The organism is Citrobacter sp. Cf072 (genome assembly GCF_030334485.1).
GTDB classification, from domain to species: Bacteria; Pseudomonadota; Gammaproteobacteria; order Enterobacterales; family Enterobacteriaceae; genus Citrobacter; species Citrobacter freundii.
Map to the genome: position 1 here is coordinate 974,327 of NZ_JAOWDX010000045.1, position 23,648 is coordinate 997,974.

Consider the following 23,648-nt stretch of genomic DNA (forward strand, 5'->3'; position numbering starts at 1 on the left):
GGTGGCGGATATCGCCACCATCTTTCACTGGTCGCCGTCCATCACTGACGTTATGCCGCTGACAGAGGTGCTGGAGTGGCGGCACAAAGCGATTCAGAGAAGCGGGGCCAGCGATGAGTGACAATAACCTGCGTCTGCAGGTGATTCTGAATGCGGTTGACAAGCTCACCCGCCCATTTAGATCCGCGCAGACCAGCTCAAAAGAGCTGGCTGCCGCTATTCAGCAAAGCCGCGCCCGGCTGAAAGAGTTAGATTCTCAGGTGGGCAGAATTGATGGCTTCCGTAAGGCCAGCGCGCAGCTGGCAGTCACAGGTAACAGCCTTAAAGCTGCCCGCGAAGAAGCGGCAAAACTCGCCACGCAGTTTACTGCGACCAACCGCCCGACGGCAGCACAGGCCAGACTGCTTGAGCAGGCTAAAAATCGCGTCACCGATTTACAGGGAAAATATAACGGGCTGCGTCAGTCAGTGCAGCGTCAGCGCCTTGCGCTGAATGAGGCAGGGCTTGATACAAAGAAACTGAGCAGCGCACAGCGTGAGCTACGGCAGAACGCCGATGAAACCAGACTGGCACTGGAGCGACAGCAAAAATCCCTGAAACGCCTGGGTGAACAGCAGGCGAGAATGAATGCGGTTCGTGATCAGTATTCGCGCCGTCTTGAGGTTCGGGATCGCATAGCCGGAGCCGGAGCCACCACCACAGCTGCCGGGCTGGCAATGGGTGCGCCGGTTATGGCTGCAGTGAAAAGCTACGCCAGCATGGAAGATGCCATGAAAGGCGTGGCAAAGCAGGTAAACGGGCTGCGGGACGATAACGGCAACCGTACAAAACAGTTTTATGACATGCAGGATGCCATTAAGGCTGCCAGTGAGCAGCTGCCGATGGAGAATGGCGCTATAGACTATGCCGCGCTGGTTGAAGGCGGCGCGCGCATGGGCGTGACTGACCAGGACGATCCCTTTGAGGACCAGAAACGTGACCTGCTGGCCTTTGCATCCACGGCGGCAAAAGCTGCAACGGCCTTTGAGCTGCCCGCCGATGAGCTGGCGGAAGGATTGGGGAAAATCGCGCAGCTCTATAAAGTTCCGACGCGCAATATTGAACAACTGGGCGATGCGCTGAACTACCTGGACGATAACGCCATGTCAAAGGGTGGGGACATTATCAACGTCCTGCAGCGTATGGGGGGCGTGGCTGACCGCCTTGACTTCCGAAAGGCTGCTGCGCTGGGTTCAACATTCCTTTCTCTTGGGGCTGCCCCGGAAATTGCCGCAAGCGCCTCTAATGCCATGGTGCGTGAACTGTCCATTGCCACCATGCAAAGTAAGCGCTTCTTTGAAGGTATGAACCTGCTGAAACTCAATCCTGCGGAGATTGAAAAGCAGATGACTACCGATGCCATGGGCACCATTCAGCGGGTTCTGGAGAAGGTCAACAATCTGCCGCAGGATAAACGCCTGTCAGCCATGACAATGATTTTTGGTAAAGAGTTTGGCGATGATGCGGCAAAGCTGGCTAACAACCTGCCGGAGCTGCAGCGTCAGCTGAAACTCACATCAGGCAGTGGTGCTAATGGCTCGATGCAGAAAGAATCCGACATTAACAAGGATTCATTGTCTGCGCAGTGGTTGCTGGTTAAGACTGGCGCGCAGAACGCTTTCAGCAGTCTGGGGGAAACGTTGCGCCAGCCGCTGATGGATATTATGGGCATGGTTAAGGGCGTGACCGGGGCGCTGCGTCGCTGGGTGGAGCAGAATCCCGTGCTGGCTGGCACGCTGATGAAAGTGGCGGCGGCTACGGCGGCTGTCACTGTCGGGCTGGGTACACTTGCCGTGGCAGTGGCTGCTGTGCTGGGGCCGATTGCGGTGATTCGGTTTGGCCTGTCTGTGCTGGGTGTAAAAACATTACCTTCCGTTGCTGCAGCGGTAACACGTACTGGCGGTGCCCTGTCATGGCTGGCAGGTGCGCCACTTTCCCTGTTGCGTCGGGGTATGGCGTCACCCGGTGGCAGTGTCGGGTTGCTGAGTGCCCCGCTTAATTCCCTGCATCGCTCAGCCGGAATAGCGGGTAATGCACTGAAAACGGTGGCAGGTGCGCCGCTTGCCGTGTTCCGTGCCGGTATGTCAGGCATTCGTAATATTATCGGTATGGTGATGAACCCGCTGGCGGCGTTGCGGGGTGGGCTGACAGCTACCGGTGGCGTATTGCGTTTTCTTGTTTCTGGTCCGCTGGCATTACTTCGCGGCGCGCTGTTTGGTATTTCCGGCCTGCTGGGTGCGCTGCTCAGTCCGATAGGGCTGGTTGTGGCTGCGCTGGCTGGTGTGGCGCTGGTTGTGTGGAAATACTGGCAGCCCATCAGTGCATTTCTGGGGGGCGTGGTGGAAGGGTTCAAAGCCGCTGCTGCACCCATCAGCGCCGCCTTTGAGCCGCTCAGACCCGTGTTTCAGTGGATTGGTGACAGGGTGCAGGCCTTGTGGGGCTGGTTCAGTGATTTGCTGACCCCGGTTAAATCCACTTCCGAAGAACTGAACAGCGCAGCTGCAATGGGGCGCCGGTTTGGTGAGGCGCTGGCGGAAGGTCTGAATAGGGTGATGCACCCGCTGGAGTCTCTTAAATCCGGTGTGTCATGGCTGCTGGAAAAGCTCGGTATTGTCAGTAAGGAGGCGGCAAAGGCGAAACTGCCTGCGCAGGTCACGCAGCAGCAATCCGCCACGGTGAACAGTGACGGCAAAGTGGTGCTGCCGCCAGGCGGGTTTCCGGCTTACGCAGGGATGTACGACACGGGCGGGATCATTCCACGCGGGCAGTTTGGCATTGTTGGAGAAAATGGCCCTGAAATTGTGAACGGACCGGCAAATGTCACCAGCAGGCGGCGTACTGCTGCGCTTGCCTCTGTCGTTGCTGGCGTGATGGGGGTAGCTGCGACACCTGCAGAAGCGGCCCCGCTTCATCCGTTCAGTCTGCCTGCGAGGGCATACCAGACGCAGCCAGTGAAGGCTGACAGCCCGCCGTCAGTTATTCGTTATGAGATAAATGCGCCCATTCATATCGTCGCGCAGCCGGGACAGAGTGCGCAGGATATTGCCCGTGAAGTGGCACGCCAGCTTGACGAGCGGGAACGCAGGGCCAGGGCAAAAGCACGCAGCAATTTCAGCGATCAGGGGGGGTATGAATCATGATGATGGTGCTGGGTTTATATGTATTTATGTTGCGCACTGTCCCTTATCAGGAGTTGCAGTATCAGCGCAGCTGGCGACATGCCGCCAACAGCCGGGTGAACCGCCGCCCGTCAACGCAGTTTCTTGGCCCGGATAATGATTCACTGACACTGTCCGGGGTTCTGCTGCCGGAAGTGACCGGAGGCAGGCTGTCATTGCTGGCGCTGGAGTTGATGGCAGAGCAGGGCAAAGCGTGGCCTTTGATTGAAGGCAGCGGAAACATTTACGGCATGTTTGTTATTGAAAGTCTGAGCCAGACAAAGACGGAGTTTTTTGCAGGCGGCATGCCTAGGCGCATTGAGTTTACGATCACCCTCAAACGGGTTGATGAATCGCTGTCTGACATGTTCGGGAGCCTGAGTGACCAGCTCAGCAACCTGCAGGACTCTGCTGCCTCTGCGATTGGGGGGATTAAGAACACGGTAGGAGGATTGCTGCAGTGAACGTTAATTCTGATCTTCTGAATCTGAACAGCAAAAGCCCGGCTTTCAGTATCGTCATTGAAGGTAAGGACGTGACGACCGTGCTGGATACCCGCCTGATGAGTCTGACGCTGACGGATAACCGGGGCTTTGAAGCGGACCAGCTTGATCTGGAGCTGGACGACGCCGACGGGCTGATCGCCCTGCCGCGACGTGGGGCAGTGATTCAGCTGGCACTGGGCTGGAAAGGCCTGCCGCTTTTCCCTAAAGGGACTTTTACTGTGGATGAAATTGAACACAGCGGTGCCCCTGACCGGCTGACCATCCGGGCGCGTAGCGCAGATTTCCGTGAAACTCTCAATACACGGCGCGAAAAATCATGGCATCAGACAACGGTGGGGGAGGTGGTAAAGGAAATAGCCGCCCGGCATAACCTCAAAATGGCGCTGGGTAATGACCTGACGGATAAGGCGCTGGATCATCTGGACCAGACCAATGAAAGCGATGCAAGTTTTCTGATGAAACTGGCGAGACAGTATGGGGCGATTGCTTCCGTTAAGGACGGGAATCTGCTGTTTATCCGGCAGGGACAGGGAAGAACGGCGAGTGGCAAGCCGCTGCCGGTTATCACCATCACGCGCAAAGCCGGTGACGGTCATCGGTTCACCCTTGCTGATCGTGGTGCCTATACCGGCGTTATTGCCAGCTGGTTGCATACGCGTGAACCCAGGAAAAAAGAGACAACCAGTGTTAAGCGTCGTCGAAAGAAAACCACCACACCCAAAGAGCTGGAAGCAAAACAGGGCGATTATCTGGTGGGAACGGATGAAAACGTGCTGGTTCTTAATCGTACCTACGCCAACCGGAGCAATGCAGAGCGCGCAGCAAAAATGCAGTGGGAACGTCTGCAGCGTGGGGTTGCTTCATTTTCCCTGCAGCTCGCTGAGGGGCGGGCTGATCTCTATACGGAAATGCCGGTGAAGGTTACAGGGTTTAAGCAGCCGATCGATGATGCAGAATGGACCATTACCACCCTGACGCATTCTGTCAGCCCGGATAATGGATTTACGACCAGCATGGAGCTTGAAGTAAAGATTGATGATCTTGAAATTGAATAATTGGTTCTCAATATTGAATAATGCTGTATCATTATTGCGACTACGGCAAGAGTGGTGGGATAACAGCGATGATGAACTGTCCAGAGTGCGGTCATGCAGCACATACCAGAAGCAGCTTTCAGGTATCAGCTACGACAAAAGAACGTTACAACCAGTGCCAAAATATAAATTGTGGCTGTACGTTCGTTACTCATGAAACGTTTGTACGGCACATTATAAAACCGAATCTAATTTCTTCTGCGCCGCCACATCCTGGAAAAGGTGGTCAAGGCCACATGAGTTTCTGAACAGAACCCGCTTTAATGGCGGGTTTTTGTTGCCGCCAGTCCGACACTCTGTCGCCATTTTGCCGCCATTACCAAAAAAAAAGGGGCTACGTTTTCACGTAACCCCTTGTTTTATTTGGTGGAGCTGGCGGGAGTTGAACCCGCGTCCGAAATTCCTACATCCTCGGTACTACATGCTTAGTCAGTCTTTACATTCGCCTGGCACCTGCGGACAGACACGCCACTACCAGACTAGCCTGATTAGATTTAACGCTTCAACCCCAGGCAGGGCATCCACGCGATCTCTTTTGGGTTTGACCTCTCTTTGATCCCCGTCTTAAGAGCGGAAGCTAGGGAGAGAGGGCTCAGAGCAGGTTATTAAGCTGCTAAAGCGTAGTTTTCGTCGTTTGCGACTATTTTTTTGCGGCTTTTTACGAGGCCAACCGCCCCTCGGCATGCACCTTGGGTTTCGCGAATCCCGTCGAATCCAGAATCAGCCCCAATGTGTTAGGACAAGTATAACAGACTTGTGACACGCGTGACCAGCCCCCGCAACCCCTAATCCTCAAGGATTTAGCGCTCGCGCAGCGCTTCTTTTGCGCGATTAAACGGTTTGATTAAATAGTCGACGATGGTTTTTTCACCTGTTTTTATATCCACTGTGGCAATCATGCCCGGTACGATGGAGAAATGGCGTCCCAGTTTGTTCTGTAAGAAGTCCTGATGGGTGCGGATAAACACGCGGTAATAGAAGATTTCCGGTTTCACTTTATCCTGAATGGTGTCCGGTGAGATGGTTTCGACTACGCCTTCCAGACCGCCGTAAATGGCGTAGTCATAGGCGGTTATCTTCACCAGCGCCCGCTGGCCGGGATGGATGAACGCGATATCACGCGGCGACAGGCGGGTTTCTATCAGCAGATGATCGTCCAGCGGTACAATCTCCATCATCTCGCCATTAGGCGGAATAACGCCGCCAATGGTGGTGACCTGGATATTTTTCACAATACCGCGCATCGGCGCGCGTACGGTCAGGCGGGTGACGGAATCCTCGCGTCCTTTTAAAATAGCCGCCAGCATATCCACTTCGGCGTTGGCTTTTGACAGTGCTTCCCGCGCCTGCACGAAATATTGCGAGCGCAGGTCGGTGATTTTTAATCCCAGATCGCTTTTTTGGCGTTGCAGGCGCAGCACTTCTACGTGGCTGGCGGCACCGCTTTTCTCCAGCCGTTGGGTGATGGCCAGCTCTTTATTTACCGAGACCAGCGCATCCTGCAGTTCCGCCATTGAATCCGCAAGCTGCGCGCGGCGGCTTTTATACAGGCGAGTTTCGGAGGCGATGAGATCCGGCCAGGAGCGCAGTGAATCGGGAAAGACCAGCGGCAGATCGTTAACTTCGGCATTGAGCCTTGCGCTGGAGGCCAGTGAGGCGCGATAACGGGCGGCGCTCTCCCCAACGTTGGACTCTGAACGGGTGGGGTCGAGACGAGCAACAATTTGATTAGCCTGGACTTTATCTCCCTCGCGGACCGTCAGTTCGGCGAGAATACCGCCATCCAGTGATTGCAAGACTTGTTCACGCGAGCTGGGGATCACTTTCCCGCTGCCGGTTGAGACTTCATCCAGCTTACCGAAATATGCCCAGATACCCAGGACGGCAAACAACAGCGTGCTGAGCAGAATAATGCGGCTGGCCCCGGAAAAACGGTGCTCGCGGCGGATATCGAGGTCGTCCATGGCGGCATCATGCGGATTGGTTTTCATTTTTCCACTCCCGACCGTGGGTAGGGGCAGGTGCCCGGCTCGCATTCAACGCCTGCGCTTTCGGGGCATCCATGACCAGTTGACCTTCTTTCAACACCACCACGCGTTCGACCAGTTCCAGAACCGGTACGCGATGGGTGGCGACAATCAATGTGCGGTTACCCAACCACTGGTTGAGGCGCTGAATAAATTCCCGCTCGGTATGTTCATCCAGCGAGGCGCTGGGTTCGTCGAGCAGCACGATATTGGGCGATCGCAGCAGCATTCTAGCCAGCAGGATCGACTGCCGTTGTCCACCGGACAAACCGTTGCCGCCTTCCATAATGGGATGCGCCAGCCCTTTGGCGAGCTGTTTAACGAAAGCAGCCGCGCCGCTGACCTCCAGCGCTTCGAAGATCTGCGCGTCGCTGGCGTGCGGCGCACCGAGGGTCAGGTTCTCGCGTAGGGTGCCGAAAAACAGTCGCGCATTCTGGCTGAGAAAACCGATGTTGCGGCGTAAATCGGCCATATCAATTTGCGCCAGACTCAGGTTATCGAGCCGGACATCGCCCTGGATAATCTCCACGCCGCCGGCCATGGCCTGTAGCAGCGTTGATTTTCCGGCACCGTTACGTCCGAGGATCGCCACCCGTTCGCCGGGCATGACCTCCAGGCGCGAGATCCGTAGTGGAACGCGCTGATCATCACTGTGGTAGCGAAAGTGTGCGTTCTCAAACAGATAATGGCCGTGAAAAATCTCCTGATGCACCCTGTCTTCGTCATACTGCGTTTCGGTGGGAAGCTGCATGATGTTGTCTAATCCCATCTTCGCCGCCTTGACCTGTTGCCAGCGGGCCAGCACGCCGCACAGATTAGCCATCGGGGCAATCATTCTGGAACCGAGCATTGAAGCCGCCACCACGGCGCCGGTGGTCATCGTGCCTTCAATGACCATCGGCGCGCCAAACATAATGATGGCGGCGTAGACCAGGCTTTGTACCGACATGCCCCAGCCAATCAGCCCTTGAGTCAGCTTACGCGTGCGTAGCCCTGACTCTCCGGTAATACGGATATAGCTGTTCCACTGCTGTAAAAAGCGGTTTTCCGCCTGCATCAGCTTGATGTCTTCCAGCCCCTGGACGCTTTCGACCAGCACCGCGTTGCGCAGGGTGGATTCATGGGCAGCCTGGTTGGCGAGCACCGCCAGCTTCTTCTGTAACAGCAAGCCAGGCAGGATCATCAACAGGGCCGCGACGGGGGCTATCCACGCCAATGGTGGGGCAATACAGGCCAGCACCACGATAAACAGAAAGAAAAACGGCAGATCGACAATGGTCGACATGGTTGAGGAGGTGATCATCTCGCGAACTTGTTCCAGCTCGCGCAGTTGAGAAATAAAGCTCCCCGTCGAGCGGGGGACGGCGCTGTTGCGCAGCCGCAATGCGTGGCTAAACACGCGATCGGAAATGCGCATATCGGCGCGTTTGCCGAGCAGATCCATTATGTGGGTACGCGCTTCGCGCAGCAAAAAGCCAAACAGCACCGCCACCAGAACACCGGTAGAGAGAACATACAGCGTTGGATAAGACTGGGCGGGGATCACCCGGTCATAGACCTGCATGGAAAAGATAATCCCGGCGAGCGACAGGACGTTAATCAGAAAGGCGGCAATCATGACCGGCAGGTAAGGGCGGATGTCCTTTAACACCAGTTCGCGCATCCAGTCGGGCTTGAAGCGCGAAATATAGCGGTCTACCCGACTGTCCTTCAGCGCCGACAGCGGGCGCAGCGCGGTAATGCTCACGATCTCCGGCAGAAGTTCTGCAATCGTTAACCTGTTACGCTGGCCTTCTTCGGCGATGATGAAAACATCTAACGTATCTTCGCCGTTGAAATGTTCTATCACCATCAGTTGGCCGTCGCGCAATTCCGCCACCACCGGCAGGCGCCATTGACCGAACGCCTGCGCGGCGGTATTCAGCGCATGAAATGACAGTCCCGCCTGACGCGCCAGTTGCGACAGGGCCGTGGCCCGGCTTTTTCCCGCAAACCATGGGGCGTTGGCCTGGATTGCGCCGGGAGAACAGGCCACGCGATAGTGATTGGCAATATGCGTCATCGCCTGCGCCCACTGGCTCAGGGCGTGTTCGCCAATTACATCATCCGCATGTGAATCGAGGTCGCTCATAGCTTGATCTCCACCGATTGAATGCTGCGATTATTTAAGGCGAACGCCTGGCGAAGCGAGCCGGTGTTATAGAGACAGTTCAACTGGAGCTGGCGCAGCTGGTTTTGAGTCTGGAGTTCAGCAAAACGGGCCTGATACACCTCTTGCTCGGCGTTAAGCACGTCGAGCAGCGGGCGCGAGCCAAGGTCCAGATATTGCTGTTGATAAAGCTCGCGCGTTTGTTCGCTCAGCCGCTGTTGGCGACGCAGAATCTGCAGGGCGGTGGCGAGGCTCATCGCCTGGCTGCGGGACTCCAGTAATTTCTGCCGTACTTCGAGTCGGGTGCGCTGGATGGAGTATTGTGCAGATTCTACCGCATGGCTGGCGGCGTTGCGTCTGGCGGTGAGTCCGCCTCCCTGATACAGCGGCATCTCAACTTTTACCCATGCAGAATACTGGGTTTTGTCGAGTACCTCATGGCTGGGGTATTTGTCGTTGAGATAGTGCTGAACCGACGGTTCCAGAGAGATGGTGGGCGTCATCTGCGCGTTGGCGTAGTCGAGATTTGCCTGCGCCACATTCGCCTGCGCCCAGGCCGCCAGGACCGCGGGAACCAGTTTATCGTCCGGTTTGACCACATCACAGCTGCTGTCCAGTTTGACGGGGAATTCATTGCTGATGCCGTTAAGCGAGTTCCAGCCGAGGAAGCTCATCAGCGTTGCCTTGCTGCTGTCGAGATTGGCCTGATACTGCGCCAACTGAGAACGTGCAGACTCGATACGCGCATCGGTTTGCACCACGTCTGACAGCGAGGTTGCCCCTTCATCATTGCGTTGACGGGTCAGTCGACCAATGCCGTTTAAGGCGGTGAGCTGCTCTTCGGCAGCGTCCACCATTTGCTGCCACGTCTGCACCTGGACTATCGCGTTGGCGGTGGCGTGGGCGATGGTATCAATACTGAGTAACACATTCGCCTGCTGTTGCGCGGCTCCGGCGGTCTCGGCGCGGACCTGGCTTGCCACTTTGCCGAAGTCGTACAGCATTTGCGATACCGAAATCACCAGCGCCGGGCTAAAACCGTGGTCGGTGTAGGTATTGCTGTAACCGTTGTTCATTCCGGCAGAAACCTGCGGGTAATATTTTGACTTCGCCACGTCGATTTGCTCGTTTTGTGAGAGCAGTTTGCCGATGGATTCACGAATAGAAGGATGCCAGCTCACGGCACGACTCACCGCGTCGTTGAGCGTCAGGCTCCCGGGAGCGGCAGCACTTAGCGGCAGATCGGCAACCGCGCCGTCCAGCGAGGGAAGCATCTGGCTAGTGGCCAGTCCTTCCGGCGTAATAATTTGCGGTTCATCTTCGGCATTCACCCGCAGGGTACAGAACGTTAATGCCAGCAGTAAGGCAACAGGCGCGACATTTCTCATAGATTATCCCTTACAAAATACGGCAGCGACGACTGTTATTGCCCCGGATGTCATCGCATCCGGGGCTGTAGTTATGGCGCTTTAACGCTATATGTTCACTTCAGGGCACAATGTGATTTTGTTGCACCAGCTCGTCGAGCGTGGTGTGTACGTTCTCCAGCGTGATGAGATTGGTTGAGTGATAAGTGTTGCCCGTACCGTCACGGTCGATGGCAATAACCGTGTTGTTACCGCTGGTGGTAACGGTGAGGTAGTTGCCGAGCGTCGCGTTCTGCCCGTTCCAGCCCACCAGCAGGTCACCGATATCGATTTTGTCACCCTGGGCCAGCGAGAAGTTGGTCCAGGTGTCCGCTGTTCCGTTACCGCCGGTAGCGTCGTTGGCATTGAGCAGGTGATAAATCAGCGTATCGCCGTAGGCGCTGCCAGTCAGGCGATCGGCATCGACGGTACTCACCACTTGCGGATTCATATTGATGGTCAGCGTAGCGGTATCGGTATGGCCATTCAGGTCGTTAAGGGTGTAGGTAAATGTCTCTTTGGTGACGATGGTGGAGAGCGAGACATCGCTGTTGAGGGTATAGGTGTAATGACCATCAATGCCAATGGTCAGTTTGCCGTACAACCCGTTAATGATGGCGCTGGTCGTGCTGCTCAGCGGATCCAGCGTGGCGGCGCTGCCGCCCGTGCCATTCACCGTTAGCAAGGTATGCACGCTGGCAATATGGTCTCCGTCATAAATATTGCCGGTGACGCTGTTCGCTGTGGAAGTCTCGAAGTTTTGCAGGTCGATTATCGTGCCTTTCACGCTGGGGGTGATGGTGATATTCCCCAGCCCCAGAGCCCCGACGCTGCCGGTATAGTCGAGGCGATAGTTGCCGGGGTGCAGTACTACCCCGCTGAGGGCAATATCAATATTGCCGCCAATCAGCAATCCGCCATTGAATGAGTTACCGGCAATCTTGACGTTGTTGCTGTCATACAGCGCCCAGGTGACGGTCAGTCCGCCCAGCGTCAGACCTGAAGCGACGTTAAAATGCAGTATGGCGTTTTGCACCGCCGTTCCCGTCGCGACTTCAATGACGCCAGTACCATTTTGTGAGGTGGGTGAAAGGAGTTGGGCGCTCCAGCTGGCGTTCCCAACGCTGTTGTCGGTAAACGACCTGGATGTATCGGCCTGGGTGGTGACCGCCATCTGGCTGCTGATGTCGTTTACGGCATCCAGCGCCTGTGGGGTTGCCGTAATGTTCAGCGACGCGCTGCCGGTATCGCCGTTTGGTGCTTTGACCTTATACACGAAGCTGTCCGGCGTATTGATACCGTCTGCGCCCAGTCCGCTTCTCAGCGTGTAGGTGTAGTTCCCTTTCGCATCAATAGTCAGCGTGCCGTACTGTCCGTTAATGGTGGTAGTGCCTGTTGTGTTAACGGTGACACCGTTAACTTCGGTGATAACGGTATTAGCCGGAGCCGAGTCGTTGGCCAGCAGATTTCCATTGGTAGCTGCACTCAGACTGTCGACTGCGTAGGTGTGATCGGCCTGAATATTCAGGGTATAGCTGGTCAGCAGCGTCAGGCCGCCGGAAGCGTTAAGCAGGAACAGATAGTCACCGCCCGGCAGTGTAATGGTATACGCCGGTGAGCTGCCGCCCAGCAGGGCGGTGACCCAGTTCGGCTGTACCCGGTACTGCTCATACTGCTGAATAGACTCGTTGAAGCGATAGACATAGAGATCAAAGCCGCCCAGCGTTACGCCAAGTACGTTGGCCTGAACCGTAATCGTTCGCGTCGCGCCGTCATCAACGTTGAATTTAATCGGGTTGGTCAAACCGTTGACCAGGCTGACATCCAACAATTGTCCCAAACCAACGCTGGCGAGCGTGAAGCCGGTTTGTTGTGATGGATGGTTGTCGACTGCGATGACCTGCGTCCCGTAAGTCAGCGCAGCCACATCGTCTGCCGCCGTTACCGTGCTGGTGGTTGGGGCCTGACCCAGCGTGACCACCAGTTTTGCCGAGGAGTGATCGCTGCCATGCGTTAGCGTGTAGGTAAAGCTTTCGGAACGTCCATACACTGAGATTGACGTATTGGTCAGAGTATAGGTGTAGCTACCATTCTGATTGATATGCAGGGTGCCGTATTTTCCCTGCACATCAATGCCGCCCGCCGGGATATTCACAACGTTGCCGTTACCGTCAGTGATGGTGGTGACCAGCGTGCCGGAAGGGGCGTTATCCTGCCCATTGGCGGGATCGGTATCGGTGATGATATTGCCAGACTCGGTAGTACCACCGGTGATGGTCCCTGCGCTGGCTTTTACCACCGAGACATCAAGGCTGGTGTATGCCCCAGTCGCCAGTAGGTTGGTGTTGTAGCTGACCACGCGGTAATCCCCGCCAGTCAGTCCGCTGTAATTGAGCGTTACGCCCGAGGCGCCCAGGGTGAGCAGGCTGGCAAAGTCTGGTTTCCCGGTATCCACCACCGTTACCCAGGCATTCAGCCCGGTGTCAAAGCGCTGGATGACGACTTCAAGCGTGTTTAACAGCGACAGCACCACGCCGGTCGCTGCGGCATTGATTGTAATGGATCCGCTGCCGCCAGAAGCGATGCTGAAATTGACGCTTGCTGTATCATTCCCCAGCACGTTGGCGACATTTCCCAGCGCATTGACCAACAGGAAACCATAATCGCTTTGATGCTCGGTGCTGACGGTGACATCGGTTTGTAGAGGCAGACTGGTGACATTGTCTTCAGCCAGCAGCGGCAATACCGGCGCGATAGCGCTTGTTGGCAATGAGGTATTTCCCGCCGCATCGGTCGCCGTGGCGGACAGCGACTGACCCTCAATCTGGCGAACCGGCAGGTTGACGCTGTAGACACCGCTGCTGTTGGCGATTGCCGTCACGCTGGTGCCGCCGGGCAGAGAGATGGTAACCGTGCTTCCCGCTTCGGCGACGCCACTGATGGTACCGCCATCGGCGCTGATCAGTATCGTTGGCGCGGTCGGCGGCGTGGTATCCACAATCACGCTGAACGAACCGGACACCCCGCTTACGCCGTTGGCGTTTGTTGCCGTGGCGGTAAACGCGTGGTTACCTTCGCTGAGCGCGCCGGATGGGGTAAAGTTCCAGAGCCCGTTACTATCTGCGGTCGTACTACCCATGAGTACGCCGTTGTTGTACAGATTGATGATGGCGTTAGCCTGCGCCGTTCCGCTAAGGGCTGGACGGGTATCATTGGTGGTTTTACCTGCCGCGACCAGACCTGTAATTGTGCCCACGTCGTCAAATACGCTGGCAATAACCGGCGCAGGCGGTACGCCAGTAAACGGTGCCAGCACGTTACCCGCTGTGCCGATGTTGCCTGCGGCATCCTGTGCGCTGACCAGCAGCGTTTGCCCACTGATTTGCGGTGGGCTCAGCGTGAAGGTGAAATTACCGGAGGCGTTGGCTGTTGCGGTACCAAGTACGGTTCCGCTGCTGGAGGTGATGATCACCGTACTGTTCGCTTCGGCAACGCCGGTCAGCGTGGTTCCGTTGGCGTTGACCGCCAGGCCGGTTGGAATACCCGGTGCGACGGTATCGACCACAATTGCGGAGGCAGACGATAGCCCGCTGGTATTACCTGCGGTGTCTGTTGCTGTGATGGTGAAGGAATGCGTCCCCTGACCCAACGCCGTAGGTGGCGTGTAATTCCAGCTGCCGCTGCCGTCCGCCGTTACGCTGGTTACAAAGGTGCCGTTATCATAAATATCGACCCGAGCGTTGGCTTCCGTGGTGCCGTTTAACGTTGGGCGTGCGTCGTTGGTTGGCTGATTATTGCCAATCCCCCCGGTGTTTGGCCCAACATCGTCAATAATGCTGCTGATTGAAGGCTGCGTTGGTGCCGTGGTGTCGACCACTACGCTAAAGCCTGCCGTTGCGCCGCTGGTGTTGCCCGCCGCATCGGTAGCGGTGACGGTGAAGGTGTGCGATCCATTCGCCAGCGGCGTGGTTGGGGTAAACGTCCAGCTGTTATTACTTTGTACCAGCGCCGTGCCCAGCAGGGTGCTGCCATCATAGATGCTGACAGTGCTGCCCGCTTCGGCGGTACCGTTGAGCGTTGGGCGGGCATCGTTAGTCAGTTGCCCGTTGCTAAGCCCCGCGTTGAACACACCGCCTGCGACGTCATCCACCACCGAGGTCAGGAGCGGCGCTGACGGCGCGATCGTGTCAACGTTGATAATAAATTCGCTTGAGGTGGGGCTGACGTTCCCGGCGGCATCCGTGGCAATGGCGGTAAAGACATGCTGGCCGTTGCCCAGTGTGGCAGGCAGATATTCCCAGGTGCCATCTATTGCCGCTGTCACCGTCGCCAGCAGCGTGCCATTATCGTAGATGGCTACCCGGGCACCGGCTTCCGCCGAACCGTTCAGTACGGGACGAGTATCATTGGTGTAAGCGCCGTTCGACAGCGTTCCGGTTCCCGGCACCACGTCATCAAAAGCCTGGATAATCGTTGGCGCAAGCGGGGCAACAGTATCAACAACGATGTTAAACCCAGCGGACGTTGGGCTAACGTTTCCGGCTGCGTCGGTTGCTGTCACCGTCAGCGCGTGGTTACCGTTGCCAAGCGCGGTTCCCGGCGTGAAGCTCCAGGCGCCTGTACTATCCGCTGTGATTGAACCGATAAACGATCCGTTATCGTAAATTCTCACCGTGGAATTGGCTTCAGCCGTACCGCTGAGGGTAGGGCGCGCATCGTTTGTCGCCTGGCCGTTGTTCAGATTTCCGGTCAGCGGGCCGACATCATCGGTGACCTGAGTGATGAGCGGTGCGTTCGGCGATACGGTATCAACCGTGAGCGTAAAGCCGTTGGAGGCAGGGCTGGTATTGCCCGCGCTGTCGGTGGCGGTGACGGTCAGCGTATGCGGACCGTTATCCAGCGCATCCGTTGGGGTAAAACTCCAGGTGCCGCCAGCGCCGACGGTGGTGGTGCCAATCGGCAAGCCGTCACTCAGAACGGTGATGGTTGCGCCAACTTCACCGCTGCCGCTCAGTGCCGGGCGGGTTTCGTTCGTCGTCTGACCGTTACCGATCGGCCCGGTGGTGGGAGCCGTGTTGTCTTGCACCGTACTGATGACCGGCGCTACGGGAGCAATAGAATCCAGTTCGAGGGTAAAGGATGAAGAGGCTCCCCCGGTGTTACCGGCCTGGTCAGTAGCCACCGCAGTAAAGACATGCTGACCCTGGCCCAGTGCGCTTCCCGGTGTAAATGTCCAGTTGCCTGAGCCATCTACTTGCGCAGTACCGATGTCGACACCTTTATCTTTAATGGTGATGATGGCACCCACTTCCCCTGTGCCGTTCAGCGTAGGCTGCGCGTCGTTGGTCAGTTGCCCGTTTGCCAGCGATGTATTGCCTGGCTGATCGTCAATGACTGAGGTGATGACCGGGGCAGCGGGCGGTAGCGTATCGACGACCAGTGTGAACGGTGGTGTCGCAGGGCTGATGTTACCTGCGCCATCCGTGACGGTTGCAGTCAGCGAGTGGCTGCCTTCACTGAGCGCAGGAGCTGGCGTAAAGCTCCAGTTGCCACTTCCGTCGCTGATCGTCGTGCCGATCACCGCGCCATTATCGCGAATAGTGACCACAGAGTCCGCTTCAGTGACGCCAGCAAGCGTCGGGGTGTTATCGTTGGTTGACTGTCCGGATGTCAGGTTTTGAATGGTGCCAACGTTGTCTGTGACTGTGACAATGGAGGGGGCATTCGGAATTAAAGTATCAACAATGATCAGAAAATCAGCGGAGGCATCGCCTTGGTTGCCAGCAGCATCGGTTGCGCGAGCGGTAAAGAGGTGATTGCCTTCTCCCAGCGCGTCTGTCGGGGTAAAGCTCCAGAATCCGTTGCTGTTTACCGTGGTTGTGGCATAAGCGATACCGTTATCGTAGAGGGTGATGGTTGCTCCCGCTTCGCCGGTTCCGTTTAAGGTCGGGCGTGAGTCATTGGTAATTTGTCCTTTATCCAGCGGCCCACTGCCGGGTAAAACGTCATCGATAATGCTGGTGATGAGCGGTGCCAGCGGCGCGGTGGTGTCGATGGTAATGGCATAATTGGGTGACTGCCCGCTGGGTATTAAGTTGACGGTTTGTGAGACTGCGAAGTTATAGGTTGTGCCGTTAGTTAGCGGGGTGAGCAACTGATAACTCCAGGCGCCGGAAACCGCATCGGCGGTGACCGTGGCGATAGACGCGCCATTTTGATAGATAGTCACTGTAGCCCCAGCCGTGGCGGTTCCTTGCAACCGCGGTAAAGTGTCGTTGGTGGTTTTTCCGCTGCCGATTTCGCCCATGCCGGGGGCTACGTCATCCACGATCTCAAGAGTTGGCGGGTGTGGAACGCTGGAGGTAGCAGCGGTAAACGGTGTTTCTCCGCTTTGGTTACCCGCTGGATCCTGAGCGATCGCGTTCAATGATTCACCCGCCGTCTGCGCTGGTGAAATCGTGACAGAGAAGATACCTGAACCGTCTGCCACCCCCTGGCCGAGAATGGTGCTACCGCTGCGAATAATCACGGTACTACCAGCATCGGCTGTACCGCTAACCAGCGTACCGTTCGGATCAACGCTGGTAACGATAGGCATTGCAGGAGGTAGCGTATCAACAATCAACGTGACAGGATTTCCTGCCGGCAGCACATTACCGGTAGCATCTTGTGCGCCGAAAGTCAGCGTATGAATCATGTTGGGCGTGAGGGGAACATCTATGCTCCAGGAGCCATTCGCGCCCACGGTGGTTATCGCGATGGGAATGCCACCGTCATAAATTAACACCGTACTGCCCGGCGTACCCGTCCCGCTAATGGTTGGGGTGGTATCGTCCGTGACGCTACCGCTGGTGAGCGAACCGGTAATCACGCCGACGTTATCTTCGATATTCGTCACGAGTGGCGCTGTGAGCGGGGTGGTGTTCACCGTAAACGAAATGCTGTTTGAGCTACTGCTGATGTTACCTGCCGCATCGGTTGCGGTAGCGGTCAGCGTGTAGTTGCCGTTTGCCAGCGCAGCCCCGGGCGTAATACTCCAGGTGCCGCCAGCCACCGTTGCCGTACCGATCACTACACCGCTGTTATACAGGGTGATGATGTCCCCGTCAGTGCCAGTACCGCGAATGGTTGGCGTGGCGTCATCGGTCACGGCATTGGGCAAGAGATCGCCTACCGATCCTCCGACGTTATCATTGGCGGCGATAATCACCGGAGGTGCAGACGGCGTCGTGTCGATGTTCAGTGTTATGGCATTCGACGGCTGGCTGACGTTGCCAGCCGGATCGGTTGCGGTAAGGGTTATCTGGTAAGTACCAGGGGAAACCGGTGCTGATGGAGTAAAGCTCCAGGTTCCGTCTGCACCTACTGTTGCTGTTCCCTGCAAAGGGGGAGTGCCGTTCAGATAAACGGTAATCAAATCCCCAACGTTCCCTGTACCGCTAAAGGTTGGCGTGGTGTCATTGGTGTTGCCATTCGTGACCACGCCCGTTACCGGAGCCACATCGTCAGTAATGATAGGGGCGCCAGGCTGCGCGGGAGGCGTATTGTCTACCGTCAGAGTGAAGCTAGCCGATGGGATCCCCGTATTACCTGCAGCGTCAGTCGCCGTGGCGGTGAATTTGTGTGGCCCCTCGATGAGCACGGGAACTGGAGTAAATGTCCAGGTTCCATTTGGTTGAACGGTGGCGGTGCCAATACTGACGTTATTGTCAAAAATGGTAATGGTTGCGCCCGGCTCGCCCGTACCGGAGAGGGCCGGAGCGGTACTTTTCGTACTACCGCCGTTCGCCAGAGCAACGGTGGCGCTGCCCACGAGTCCTTCACCGGCGATAATCACCGGAGCCGCTGGTGGGGTGGTATCAATGGTCAGCGTGAAATTTCCGGCATTGCTGGCGTTACCCGCTGCATCTGTTGCGATAGCCGACAGCGCATGTGGACCTTCACTCAGCGGTTGAGTGACCTGGAAACTCCAGGCGCCCCCGGACACGACCGTTGCGGTTCCAATAAGTGTGGCGCCATCATAGATAGTGATGGTGGAGTCGACGGTCCCGGTCCCCTTCAGCAGCGGCAAGGTATCGTTTGAACGGCTACCGGTGGGCAGATCGGTTGGTGCATTCCCGACGTCGTCGGTTGCGGTCAAAATCACGGGGGTCCCAGGTGCTTGGGTATCCACGGTAACACTGACTACGATGGGCGAGGTAATGACGTTACCGGCTGCATCTGTTGCTGATACCGTAAACTGGTGGATGCGATCGTTGAGCGCCAGATTGGTTGGAACGGTATAGCTCCAGGTCCCCGAGCTGTCGATAAGCATCACCGTCATCAGCAGACTGCCATCGTACAGGCTCACGAGCGAGCCCGGCTCACCGGTACCTGAGAGGGTTGGCGTGTTGTCGTTGGTAATCCAGGCATTGCTCGTGACGTTACCGGCGCTGCTGCCAACATCAGCGTTAACCAGCGTTATGACTGGCACTGTCGGCGCGATGCTATCGACAATGATTTTCCAACTGGCGGCAGTGCTGGTGTTATTAGCGGCATCGGTTGCCGTCACTGTAAATACGTGTGCCCCCTGGCCCAATGCCGAGGTGGGCGTATAGTTCCAGTTACCGTTGATATCAGCGGTAATGGTCGTAAGCAGAGTTCCGTTATCGTAAATTTTGACCTGAGAGCCGGCCTCAGCTTTGCCCTCAATTTTCGGTTTATCGTCGTTGGTTAAACCATTGTTATTGATGGAGCCTGTGATATCGGCGACGTCATCAGTAACGGCAATGATAACGGGTTGGTTTGGCGCGGTGAGATCCGGGGCAACAGCCGAAGTTGGCAGGCTTTCGTTACCAGTGCTGTCCGTTGCGGTGACGTTTACTGTTTCATTGTTGATTTTCGACGGGGTGATCTGGACGGTGAAATTGCCGCCGCTGTCAGCCTGACCCACGCCAATAGGAGCCCCGTTGCTGTCTTTGACGGTGACGGTACTTCCGGCTTCGGCGTGACCGCTAACCGCGCCACCATTTCCTGCAACTGTGACGCCTGTCGGCGCATCAGGTGCGGTGGTGTCCGGTGCGTTGACAGAGGCGTCGTCGCCCTTGTTGCCTGCGGTGTCGGTCGCATTTGCCGTAAGGGTCTCGCCGTTGGTTTGTGGCGGAACCAGAGTTGCGGTGAAATCCCCATCCGTATCGGCAGTTACCGTACCAATGATATTGCCATCTGGATCCAGAATATTGACCGTACTGTTGGGTTCGGCCTTGCCGGTGACCTGGTCGCCAGTGCCATTAACTAGCAGGTTTGTTGGGGGGTGTGGCGCGGTAATGTCTGGTGCAAGCGCAGTTTCTGGTGGGCTTAGGTTCCCAGCTGGATCGGTGGCGATAGCGGTAATGGTTTCGCCATTGGTCTGTGGTGGGTTAATGGTGATGGTAAATGTGCCATCCGGCCCGGCGACGCCGCTGCCGATCTGAGTTCCGCCACTGCCGGTGATAACTACGGTATTGCCTGGCTCGGTCGTTCCGGTGACGACAGTCCCATCCGCAGATACGTTGAGATCATCAGGTGGCAACGGTGGCTGGGTGTCGATGTTGATATTGAACGCTGGTGACATGCCTCCTGTACCTGACTGGTTTGTCGCGGTGGCGGTGAAGGCGTGTAGCTCATCTGATAACGGGGAGCTGGAAGTCCATGTCCAGTTACCGTTACCGTCAGCCAGTACGCTGTCGATAATTGTGCCGTTGTCGTAAATAGTCACCGTGCTGTTGGCATCGGCAGTGCCAGAGAGCGTGGGGGTATTATCGTTGGTGGCCTGATTGTTGCTCAATGGCCCGGTTGATGGGGAGAAGTCATCCATCACGCTGACGATAACCGGTACGCCAGGATAGCCCGAGTTCGTCGCATTGAATGGGGTATCTGGCCCGATGTTACCAGCCTGGTCCTGAATCTTCGCGATTAGCGCTTCACCGTGCGTCTGTGAAGGTGAAATCGCGATGACGAAATTGCCGGTTTGGCCGACCGTGGTTGAACCCAAAATCTGATTATTACTACCGATGATAATGACCTGGCTTCCTACCTCTGCACTACCGGTTACCTCGGTGCCTTCCGGATTAACGGAGGAAATGACCGCGCCTTCAGGCGGGGTAGTATCGACGGTGAATGTAGGTACGCTCGTTTCCGCGCTCACGTTACCCGCATCGTCAGTTTGCGTCAGCGTCAGATTGTGAACACCGTCGCTAAGCGGTGTGTCCGGTGTAAATGTCCAGTTGCCATTGTCATCCACCTGGACCATACCAATCAGAATGCCGTTATCAGAAATGCTGATGTAAGAACCGGCTTCGCCAGTGCCTGTGAGCGTTGGCGTGGCATCGTCGGTTACGCCGTTATTACCGATCAAGCCTTTAATGGAACCGGAATCGTCAGTTACTTCTGTGACCACAGGGGCGTCGGGGACAAGCGTATCGACAATAATCTCCCAACTGTCCGATATGCCGCTGCTGCCCGTACCGTCTGAGGCGCTTACGGTAAACTGGTGGGTACCGTCTGCGAGTGGAGAGGATGGCGTAAACGACCAGTTGCCGTTGGTATCGATAGCGACCTGGCCGATTTCTACGCCGTTATCAAAAATATGCAATGTAGCATTTGCGGGGCCGGTGCCCTGGAGAGTGGGCGTATTATCGTTGGTGGATTCCTGCTGATTAACAGGACCAGTAATCAGCTCCTGGTCATCGATTACGCTGGTAATAACCGGCACATCTGGTGCGTTAGGTGTTGTCGTTGGCGGATCGCCACCATCGCCATCGCCATCGCCATTACCGTTGCCACCACCATCGCCGTTACCGTTGCCGTTGCCATTACCGCTTCCGGCGTTGTTATCGCTTCCACCGCCGCCACCTCCACCGCCGCCACCTCCACCACCGCCACCTCCACCACCGCCACCTGCGGCAAGGCCAATTCCGCCAGCAACCGCGATCCCGCCAAGAACCCACGGCCAGACGGCGCCGCCTTCATGGCTTCCCTCGGCAGTCATTAGCGGAGTGAGATCGTCTAAATGCTGGAAGTGGAACGCTCCATCAGTATCCTGAACCCACCACAGCGCGCCATTGCTGTCTTCCAGAACAAGCTGGTTTTGCGCATCACCTTTTCCGACGTAGAAGTTTTTAATGGTGATGGTTTCACCCGAGCGGAGTGTGACAACCAGATCCTGATTAACGCGTGTCAGTTGACTTACCTCCTCACGCGACACTGACAGTTTCACGATAGAAGGCGAACTGAGCGTAACTTCAGAGGATTCAACATTTGTGGAAACGCCAGTTAATTTTGATACAACGGCGAGTAGACGCATATGTTCACTCCTGATGGCATGTCGGGAGTATTAATCCGCAACAGCGAGCTGGGAAAATGAGCAGACAGGGGCCCCGTTCATCATAAAGATGAATTTACACATGTAATTACATTGATTAGGTCATGCAGATGCTCGTTTACTTAGTAAATACGTTCGGGACCTGCCGACAGAATAGTTCTTTCGTATTAGATGATATAGTCAGAAAGAAAGTATTCTGCAACTTATCCATATTAAAAATATATTTGGCTAATTGAAAAGGATACTTTCCGGTGCGTATTTAATGATTTGTTTTTGGTTAACTTATTGTATTTTAATGTTTTTTATTTAAATTGAAATGAGGGGGATATAATAAACAACAGTAATAATAGTGTTATAAAATAAGCCTAAATATAGGCGATATGGTCTTGAAGTTTTATTTTATTAGACTATGGGTCGCTACGGTAATGCCATGGCAGTTTATTTCATACCTGAACGATTCAGCACAAATAAACCATAAATTTGATGAATGTATTGGGTGGGTTTCAATAACTAAAAAATAAGAACCAGTCTCAGGGTGAGAGACTGGTCACAGAGGAATAGCGTTTAGCGACCAGCATTTTTCATAATACGCGCTTTATCTAACTGCCATTCGCGTTCTTTCACATCGGAGCGCTTGTCGTGCTGTTTCTTACCTTTTGCGACGCCAATTTTCACTTTGCACCAGGCATTTTTCCAGTACAGTGAAAGCGCAACGACGGTATAACCGTCACGATTCATACGACCATACAGGGAGTCGAGTTCACGCTGGTTTAACAACAGCTTACGGGTACGGGTGGGATCACATACCACATGCGTTGAGGCAACAGCCATTGGCGTGAAGTTGGCGCCAAACAGGAACGCTTCGCCGTCTTTAAGGATGACATAGCTATCGCCGATGTTAGCTTTACCTGCGCGTAGAGATTTGACTTCCCAACCTTGCAGAGCGAGTCCTGCTTCGAACTCTTCTTCAATAAAGTATTCGTGTCGTGCGCGCTTGTTAAGCGCGATTGTGGCTGAGCCAGGTTTGTGTGCTTTTTTCTTCGTCATAATGCCGCTCAGTATAGGTAATCTGGAATCGAAAAACACCCCATTTCATCCAGCGGGGCGCAAGGCGCTATCTTAGCACGAGTTAGGCTATAGCGTTTTTTTTAGCGGGGGATAAATGGTATTATTTGTGTGATTGATATTGATGGAAATTGTTATGCCTCAGATTAGCCGGACCGCTTTAGTACCTTACAGTGCGGAACAGATGTATCAGCTAGTGAATGATGTTAAATCCTATCCCCAGTTTTTACCGGGTTGCACCGGTAGCCGTGTGCTGGAGTCAACTCCGGGACAGATGACCGCGGCTGTGGATGTCTCGAAAGCAGGGATTAGCAAAACGTTCACCACGCGCAATCAATTGACCAGTAACCAGAGCATCCTGATGCATCTGGTCGACGGCCCGTTCAAGAAACTCATTGGCGGATGGAAGTTTACGCCACTGAGTCATGAAGCATGTCGTATTGAATTTCATCTCGATTTTGAGTTTACCAATAAGTTAATCGAGCTGGCGTTTGGTCGTATCTTTAAAGAGCTGGCTTCAAACATGGTGCAGGCCTTCACGGTTCGCGCGAAAGAGGTTTACAGTGTCAGCGTCGGCTAAAATTGTCGTTGAAGTGGCGTATGCGCTGCCCGAGAAACAGTATCTACAGCGTGTAACACTGCAACAGGGTGCTACGGTGGAAGAGGCAATCCGCGCTTCCGGTCTACTGGAATTACGTACCGATATCGATCTCAGCAAAAATAAAGTCGGGATATACAGCCGTCCGGTTAAGCTTGCTGATGTTCTGCATGACGGCGATCGGGTGGAAATATACCGGCCACTGATTGCTGATCCGAAAGAGCTGCGCCGACAGCGAGCAGAGAAATCCGCAAAAAAATAGCAG

General features: G+C 55.6%; 12 protein-coding genes and 1 other RNA gene. 7 read left to right on the top strand and 6 right to left on the bottom strand.

Translation table 11 applies throughout. The features are described 5' to 3' along the window. Position 1: 1 nt before the first annotated feature. The 5 genes from OGX66_RS17045 (at position 2) to OGX66_RS17065 (ending at position 5,045) form a co-directional block, all read left to right on the top strand. Entirely contained in the window at positions 2-121 is a 120-nt protein-coding gene (locus tag OGX66_RS17045; protein WP_001397628.1) for a GpE family phage tail protein, read from the top strand. Then, on the top strand, positions 114-3,179 hold the full coding sequence (locus tag OGX66_RS17050) for a phage tail tape measure protein (RefSeq protein WP_286511932.1): 3,066 nt from the start codon (positions 114-116) through the stop codon (positions 3,177-3,179). The genes OGX66_RS17045 and OGX66_RS17050 overlap by 8 nt, the downstream gene beginning before the upstream one ends. Then, positions 3,176-3,661 (top strand): phage tail protein, encoded by a 486-nt coding sequence (locus OGX66_RS17055; RefSeq protein WP_286511934.1) that lies wholly within the window; start codon positions 3,176-3,178, stop codon positions 3,659-3,661. The genes OGX66_RS17050 and OGX66_RS17055 overlap by 4 nt, the downstream gene beginning before the upstream one ends. Next, entirely contained in the window at positions 3,658-4,758 is a 1,101-nt protein-coding gene (locus OGX66_RS17060) for a phage late control D family protein (protein ID WP_286511936.1), read from the top strand. The genes OGX66_RS17055 and OGX66_RS17060 overlap by 4 nt, the downstream gene beginning before the upstream one ends. Before the next feature lie 68 nt (positions 4,759-4,826). Then, the gene (locus OGX66_RS17065; RefSeq protein WP_000980498.1) at positions 4,827-5,045 is read left to right on the top strand and encodes an ogr/Delta-like zinc finger family protein; all 219 of its coding nucleotides are present in this window, start codon (positions 4,827-4,829) and stop codon (positions 5,043-5,045) included. A 116-nt stretch (positions 5,046-5,161) separates the two neighbouring features. On the opposite strand, the gene ssrA is transcribed toward OGX66_RS17065, so the two are convergent. From ssrA to smpB, 6 genes are all read right to left on the bottom strand, one after another. After that, positions 5,162-5,525, bottom strand: a transfer-messenger RNA (tmRNA) gene (gene ssrA, locus OGX66_RS17070). Between the two features lie 72 nt (positions 5,526-5,597). Continuing rightward, a complete protein-coding gene (locus OGX66_RS17075) occupies positions 5,598-6,761 on the bottom strand; it encodes a beta-barrel domain-containing protein (protein WP_121540786.1) in 1,164 nt (387 codons plus the stop codon). Between the two features lie 7 nt (positions 6,762-6,768). Further along, complete coding sequence (locus OGX66_RS17080) at positions 6,769-8,955, bottom strand: type I secretion system permease/ATPase (protein WP_048232581.1); 2,187 nt, start codon at positions 8,953-8,955, stop codon at positions 6,769-6,771. Then, positions 8,952-10,361, bottom strand: coding sequence for a TolC family outer membrane protein (locus OGX66_RS17085; RefSeq protein WP_003839817.1), 1,410 nt, complete (start codon positions 10,359-10,361; stop codon positions 8,952-8,954). The genes OGX66_RS17080 and OGX66_RS17085 overlap by 4 nt, the downstream gene beginning before the upstream one ends. Before the next feature lie 100 nt (positions 10,362-10,461). Beyond that, the gene (locus OGX66_RS17090; RefSeq protein WP_270939469.1) at positions 10,462-21,702 is read right to left on the bottom strand and encodes a BapA/Bap/LapF family large adhesin; all 11,241 of its coding nucleotides are present in this window, start codon (positions 21,700-21,702) and stop codon (positions 10,462-10,464) included. A gap of 582 nt (positions 21,703-22,284) precedes the next feature. Further along, positions 22,285-22,767 (bottom strand): SsrA-binding protein SmpB, encoded by a 483-nt coding sequence (gene smpB, locus OGX66_RS17095; RefSeq protein WP_003031211.1) that lies wholly within the window; start codon positions 22,765-22,767, stop codon positions 22,285-22,287. Positions 22,768-22,921: 154 nt separating this feature from the next. On the opposite strand from smpB, the gene ratA reads away from it, so the two are divergent. Both ratA and OGX66_RS17105 read left to right on the top strand, forming a co-directional pair. Further along, positions 22,922-23,365, top strand: coding sequence for a type II toxin-antitoxin system toxin RatA (ratA, locus tag OGX66_RS17100; RefSeq protein WP_003031213.1), 444 nt, complete (start codon positions 22,922-22,924; stop codon positions 23,363-23,365). Further along, positions 23,349-23,645 (top strand): RnfH family protein, encoded by a 297-nt coding sequence (locus tag OGX66_RS17105; RefSeq protein ID WP_003839823.1) that lies wholly within the window; start codon positions 23,349-23,351, stop codon positions 23,643-23,645. The genes ratA and OGX66_RS17105 overlap by 17 nt, the downstream gene beginning before the upstream one ends. Positions 23,646-23,648 lie beyond the last annotated feature (3 nt).

What these genes read in the sequence shown, in the direction of transcription:
- OGX66_RS17050 (WP_286511932.1), top strand. Translation starts at nt 114, where the DNA reads ATGAGTGACAATAACCTGCGTCTGCAGGTGATTCTGAATGCGGTTGAC.
- OGX66_RS17055 (WP_286511934.1), top strand. Translation starts at nt 3,176, where the DNA reads ATGATGATGGTGCTGGGTTTATATGTATTTATGTTGCGCACTGTCCCT.
- OGX66_RS17065 (WP_000980498.1), top strand. Translation starts at nt 4,827, where the DNA reads ATGATGAACTGTCCAGAGTGCGGTCATGCAGCACATACCAGAAGCAGC.
- OGX66_RS17075 (WP_121540786.1), bottom strand. Translation starts at nt 6,761, where the DNA reads ATGGACGACCTCGATATCCGCCGCGAGCACCGTTTTTCCGGGGCCAGC.
- OGX66_RS17080 (WP_048232581.1), bottom strand. Translation starts at nt 8,955, where the DNA reads ATGAGCGACCTCGATTCACATGCGGATGATGTAATTGGCGAACACGCC.
- OGX66_RS17085 (WP_003839817.1), bottom strand. Translation starts at nt 10,361, where the DNA reads ATGAGAAATGTCGCGCCTGTTGCCTTACTGCTGGCATTAACGTTCTGT.
- OGX66_RS17090 (WP_270939469.1), bottom strand. Translation starts at nt 21,702, where the DNA reads ATGCGTCTACTCGCCGTTGTATCAAAATTAACTGGCGTTTCCACAAAT.
- smpB (WP_003031211.1), bottom strand. Translation starts at nt 22,767, where the DNA reads ATGACGAAGAAAAAAGCACACAAACCTGGCTCAGCCACAATCGCGCTT.
- ratA (WP_003031213.1), top strand. Translation starts at nt 22,922, where the DNA reads ATGCCTCAGATTAGCCGGACCGCTTTAGTACCTTACAGTGCGGAACAG.